The sequence below is a fragment of the Fusobacterium varium genome, from assembly GCA_021531615.1.
GTDB classification, from domain to species: domain Bacteria; phylum Fusobacteriota; class Fusobacteriia; order Fusobacteriales; family Fusobacteriaceae; genus Fusobacterium_A; species Fusobacterium_A varium_C.
Map to the genome: position 1 here is coordinate 1 of JADYUE010000069.1, position 5,705 is coordinate 5,705.

The following is a 5,705-nucleotide window of genomic DNA, read 5'->3' on the forward strand; positions in this document are numbered from 1 at the left end:
ACTTTTAAATAAATAAATTTTATCATAGAAAGTACTAATTTACAGAAATAAGTTCACACCCTCTTTTATTTCTAATTTCCCACGTGGGAAATTAATTTTTTTATTGTTTTAAAGTTTTTTTTCTAAATCGTCTTTCATTGCTTTTTCTAATTCTTTAATGATTACTATTTTCTGCTTTTGTAATTTTATTTTAACTCTCATATTATTTATTAAAATATATTGTCCGTTGACGAACGAATACTTTGTTCTATTTCTGTTTTTTTATATTTTTAGATTTTTTTGCAATAAAAAAATATCGCATGACAATCATACGATATTTTTCATGTGTCCCCGAGTCACTTTTGGTTGAACCTTTTGTATCAAAACAGTACTATAACTTATCAAATTCTGTTTGTATAAGCTCTTCTAACTTATTTCTAGTAAGTTTATTTCTCATTGCTAGTGGTAAAATTACCTTAGCAATATCTTTCTTTATATTATTCATAGCTTCTTCATCTAAATCTAGTATATCAGCATATAAAGCTATAGCATTATTAATATAAGTTTTAACTTCTTTGATTTCAACATAATCGTCTGATGATTCTTCCACAACTTCAACTTTAACAGGTTCTGCTTTAACTTCTTTTTCTACTACAGGAGTTTCAATCGTTTCTTTTACCTCTTTCTCTGTTAAAGGTTCTTTGAATACTTCTTTGGCTGTTTCCTCATCAGATAATTGTTTAGTATTGAAAAGACTCTGTTGAATATCATCAGTTGTTATTTTTACTTCTTTTTTCTTATTCTCTAGCTTTCTCATTAGAAGATCTATTTTAGATTTTTCTTCAGATGATTCGTCTTTTTTCTTTTCAAAGAATTTTTTATCAACTAACCATTGAGCTAAATACTTATTAGGCTCTTTTTTAAAGTTAGATTCTATTCCTCTCTTAATATTTTCTTTCATTTCATCGCTAACTTTTCCACTAAATTGTAATGTGGTTTCTATACTATCTTCTATAGCTTGTTTTATTATAGATGCTTGTTTCTTTTCATCTAACTCCATAAATTTATTGAAAGCTACTTCAGTAGAAATAGGTTTAGGTTCTTCTCCCTTGTTAACACCTAATTGATCTAATACAACTTGCTTAGGTAATTTTACTTCTATTTTAGAACCATAATTAAACTCTATAGCTTTTTCCAAGAATGACTTTGGTTTAATCTTAGCATTAATTTTAGTATATTCTATAGCTTGTAATATTCTATGTAATCCATAAGTAGCTATAGCATTTTTTATTAAAATTGGAATTGTTTTTAATCTTCTAAGATTATATGGAAGTTTTGATATAGCATATTCTATTTCACCTTCTGAAACTTTATACTTTTTATAAACCTCAAATTTTTTTACTCTAGCTTCTTCTACTTCATCATGCTGAGATATAACAAACTCTCCAAAAGCATTTTTATCTTCCATAAAATTATTTTGCTTAATCTTATTATGCTCTTCTGTGAAGTAAAACTCAAAATAAGCTGTATTCCACGTTCCTTCTTTTACAAATTGATAACTTTCTATCAATTTTTTTTCAAGTAACACCTTTGCTGCCTCTTCCAAACTTTTCTTATTCCTCAAATAATTCTTTTTATAAAGCTTTATTCCTATTCTCCCTGCTAATTTTAGGAAGTTTTCTTTATATACCAAATTATACATTCTAGCTTTAGTTATAAGCATATATAAATCTAGTGCCATTCCATTACTTCTTAATCCTAATAACTGAGAAGCTGAATACACTAAGTATCCTTTGCTCATGATATTCTGATAGAAATAATTACCAAAACTTATTACAAAGACTTCTTTTAATCTACTATCTTTAAAATATTTTTCTTGGAAGCTTCTTCTCTCTTCAGACATTTCAGAATACTTTTCTATATCACTTTTACTTACTTTAGTTATAATCTGTACCTCTAAAATTTTTGTTATTATTTTAGAATTTATAAGATTTTTCTCCTTACTTGAGTACAATGTATTATTAAAAACATAACTTGTTTTCCCAAGTCTTTCTAAAGCAATTCTAACTTTTTTATATAGAGATCTTTGAGAAGCTATTGTAACTTCCATATTATTTAGTATTTCACTTGCGGTAGTTACAAATGTATTCTTGTAGCCATTCTGCTTTATGATTTTACTCAAAGCTATAAAAACTGCTTTTTCAAACTCTCCAGGAACAACTTCATCTGCTGCTGGAATAATCTCAATAGTTTTATTTCTATTATCATTTATAACAAAACGTACTCTTACATTTGGTTTTATTTTTCTATTTTTAGTAAACAATGGATACTCTATAATATTCATATCCATTCTTACTAAGCCATTCTCTAACTCTGGAACATATATGGTTTGTTCAATTACCTTTTTGTTACTACTATCCTCATCTGTATCACTAATAACTTCTATTTCGTTATCCATTGCTACTCCTTTCTTTTTTTAATTTTTTTATATGTTTTTTATGGTTATTATGTTATAATAAAGCCGTAACTAATAATGTTAAAATGCTTACCGTAACTAATAATGTCAAAATGCTATTTAAGTATATCAGTTTTTTCAAGTTTTTTCAAACAAAAAAAAATGTATTTATACTGAAAGATAAAATTCGTTTAGGCTCAAGTTAATCATAATGGAAGCGAAATGTAACAACTAACATTAATAAAATACTCGTATTAGATGCGACTATCAAAATGCTGCCATATATGAAATATTTTAATAAATACCTTATCAGTTACGGCTAAATATATTTTTTAATTATATATTCGTATTGGATGAGTATATAAAATACTGTTTTATAAAAAATAATAACTAAAAATACCTTATTAGATACGGCTAAATATATTTCAGATAAAAATACTCGTATCAGATGCGAACCAAATATGCTATAGCATATAAGAAAGCATTTTAGATTACATTACTAGATACGGCTTTTATGCTTTTTTACTAATATACTCGTATTTGATGAGTGTAAAATATGCTTTTTTATATAAAATACTCATATTAGATGAGTATATAAAATGCTATAATAATAAAAATACTCGTATCAGATGAGTATTAAATATGCTATTTTATAGTTACTCGGATTTGATGAGACCATAAAAATGCTGCCTAAAAAGCACGATACTCGTATTAGATGAGCTAAATACTCGTACTTGATGCTCTAAATACTCGTATTTGATGAGTAAAAATACTCGTATTAGATGCGACTGGGGTAGCCGCACCTCGTATGAGTATTTAGGTCAATGAAATCAAGGGGTCATTCTCAAAAAATAACGATAGCATGCTGTCATACAATATAAATAGTGAACCTTAAACTATAGAGAAATATATACATGTATATTATATCTAATTACTTTTATCCAAATAGATAAGTTTAAATTTATTATTTAATTATGGATTTTATAAAGATACTCATAAAGTAAATAATTAAATAATAAAATATCATTGTTAGGAGGAATAAATAATGGCTTTACCTAAAAAAAAGAAACTTTCATTAAAAGAAAAAACTATAAATACTAAAAAAGTTCCTATAATCATTTCATTTGGTCAAAAAGGTGGAACAGGTAAGACAGAATTTTCTAGAACATTAGCATATTATTTTTCAGAAATAAAAAATGAAAAAGTTTTATGTATTGATGCTGATGCTCAAGGTAACTTTACTATGGCATTTAATGCAACTAACTTAGATAGACCTTCTCTTTTTGAATTAGTAGCAGGACAAGAATATTTTAAAATACCTATAAGAGATGAAAATAATAATATTATAGGATACGAAAATGTTCCTATGGAAGTAACAGTTAATAATACTATTGTTCATGTTAATGAAAATATAGATTTAATTCCTGCTGACATTAGAATGTGTATCTTAGCATTTAAAACTATATCTTTTAAAGATTCTTTACTTAAAAAAATATTAGATCAAATAGATATGTCACAATATTCTGCAGTTATAATAGATTTAGGAGCAGGATTTGGAGACATGCATGTAGCTTCTCTTGCTATAGCTAATTATATAGTTATGCCTATCCAACTTGAACCTAATGCTGTTGATGGAGCAGTGCAAATGCCTTATATTATAGACTTAGCTAGAAAGCATTTAAATAACCCTGATTTAGATATTTCAGCAGTAATTGGTACTCTATATACTCCTAATAGAAATATCCAAAAAGAAAGCATTAAAAAGTTAGAAGAATTCTTTGGAGATCAATTCTTAGGATTGATTAGTAGAAGTACTACTGTTATAGAATCTAATACAGCTAAAAAATCAATTTTTGCATATTCACCTAGTTCTAAATCAGCAAAAGAATTTACTGAAATATGTGAAAAAATATATCAAGAAATAAAAAATAAGGAGATATAAAAATGAGTCAAAAACCAAACGAAGCAATGAACGACATAAGTATGAACAAATACAACGGAGCTTTTGACGGAATTGATATTCCTACAAATGATAATAAAAGTTCTAACGAACAAAATATAAATGAATACAATATAAGTAATATTGAAGGAGCTGTTCAAGTTCAACTAACTCACAATATTATAGATAATATTGATTTTGAAGATAAAACTTTCATATTGAGAGATATAGATTTCCAAAAATATCTTGAAGATGAAAATATTAAAACTTTATCTAATTCTATATATTCAGTAGGGCTAATTAACCCTGTTTATATCCAAAAGAGAACTGATGGAAAATATAGAATAATTTCAGGATTCAGAAGATTAACAGCTATATATGCTGGAATTATAACTTCAGGAAGTGAATATGAATTCGATGGAGAAGTTATTATAGTTCCAGAAGTATATACTAAAGAAGATCTAGATACTTTCCAAGTAAATGAAAATACTCATAGAGAAAATTTAAAACCTTTAGAATTAGCTCAAAGAATATATGATGCTTCTGAAAACTATTCTATTCCTATTGAAGAAATAGGGGAACAATATAATTTAGGAACAAGACAAATACTAAGACTTAAAGGTATCCTAAATTATCCTACACCTCTTAAAGAAAAGGTGAATGAAATAGGAGTTACTTTATCTGACGTTATAAATAGAATTATAAAATTTAAAAAATTAACAGAAGAAAATAACTTAGAAGAAATAAAAGCTTTAGTAGATGAATTAAAAGAATTAACTAAAGCTGAATTAGAAAAATATTTAAAAGATTTAAAAACTAAAAAAAATAAACAAAATATTGAAATAAAAAGCTCAGCTAAAGTTCATCAACTAAAAATAAATGTTCCTTTAACTATGAAAGAATTAGAAGATATTTGTAAATATATTAATAATATAATAATTAATAAAAAATAATAATTTCATTAATTTTTATAAATAAATGAGGACTAAAAGATATTTTAATTCTTTGTAATGATGGACTAACTGGGATGCACATAAGAGGAGGAAATTTTCTTTAGATAGGTTAAGAAGTGGGAAGGCTCCAAAAATATTTGTTCCTCTTTTTTTATTGCCTAAGGAAATTATAAATTGACTTTATATAAAAAATTTTTGTAACTACTCATCTATGTAGTTACAAAAAATAAAAAATCAGCTAAAAATTAGGAGAATTTGCTTGATGCGGATTCTCCTTTTTAACTGATTACTGGAAGCATTATGTCACATAATTCAAAAATACTTTTTAATGCTTCATATTGATTTTGCCCATTTTTCTTCATTGTCGCGATATACCCTC

General features: G+C 25.9%; 3 protein-coding genes. 2 read left to right on the top strand and 1 reads right to left on the bottom strand.

Annotation, left to right across the window (positions count from 1 at the left end; translation table 11 throughout):
• Positions 1-370: 370 nt before the first annotated feature.
• On the bottom strand, positions 371-2,437 hold the full coding sequence (locus I6E31_12260) for a hypothetical protein (protein MCF2640733.1): 2,067 nt from the start codon (positions 2,435-2,437) through the stop codon (positions 371-373).
• Positions 2,438-3,479: 1,042 nt separating this feature from the next.
• Here I6E31_12260 and I6E31_12265 point away from each other — a divergent pair.
• Together I6E31_12265 and I6E31_12270 are read left to right on the top strand one after the other, a co-directional pair.
• Complete coding sequence (locus tag I6E31_12265) at positions 3,480-4,376, top strand: ParA family protein (protein MCF2640734.1); 897 nt, start codon at positions 3,480-3,482, stop codon at positions 4,374-4,376.
• A 2-nt stretch (positions 4,377-4,378) separates the two neighbouring features.
• On the top strand, positions 4,379-5,326 hold the full coding sequence (locus tag I6E31_12270; protein MCF2640735.1) for a ParB/RepB/Spo0J family partition protein: 948 nt from the start codon (positions 4,379-4,381) through the stop codon (positions 5,324-5,326).
• The last annotated feature ends 379 nt before the right edge of the window (positions 5,327-5,705 follow it).

Excerpts from the sequence above, each read along its gene's own strand:
- I6E31_12260 (MCF2640733.1), bottom strand. The coding sequence starts at position 2,437 with ATGGATAACGAAATAGAAGTTATTAGTGATACAGATGAGGATAGTAGT.
- I6E31_12265 (MCF2640734.1), top strand. The coding sequence starts at position 3,480 with ATGGCTTTACCTAAAAAAAAGAAACTTTCATTAAAAGAAAAAACTATA.
- I6E31_12270 (MCF2640735.1), top strand. The coding sequence starts at position 4,379 with ATGAGTCAAAAACCAAACGAAGCAATGAACGACATAAGTATGAACAAA.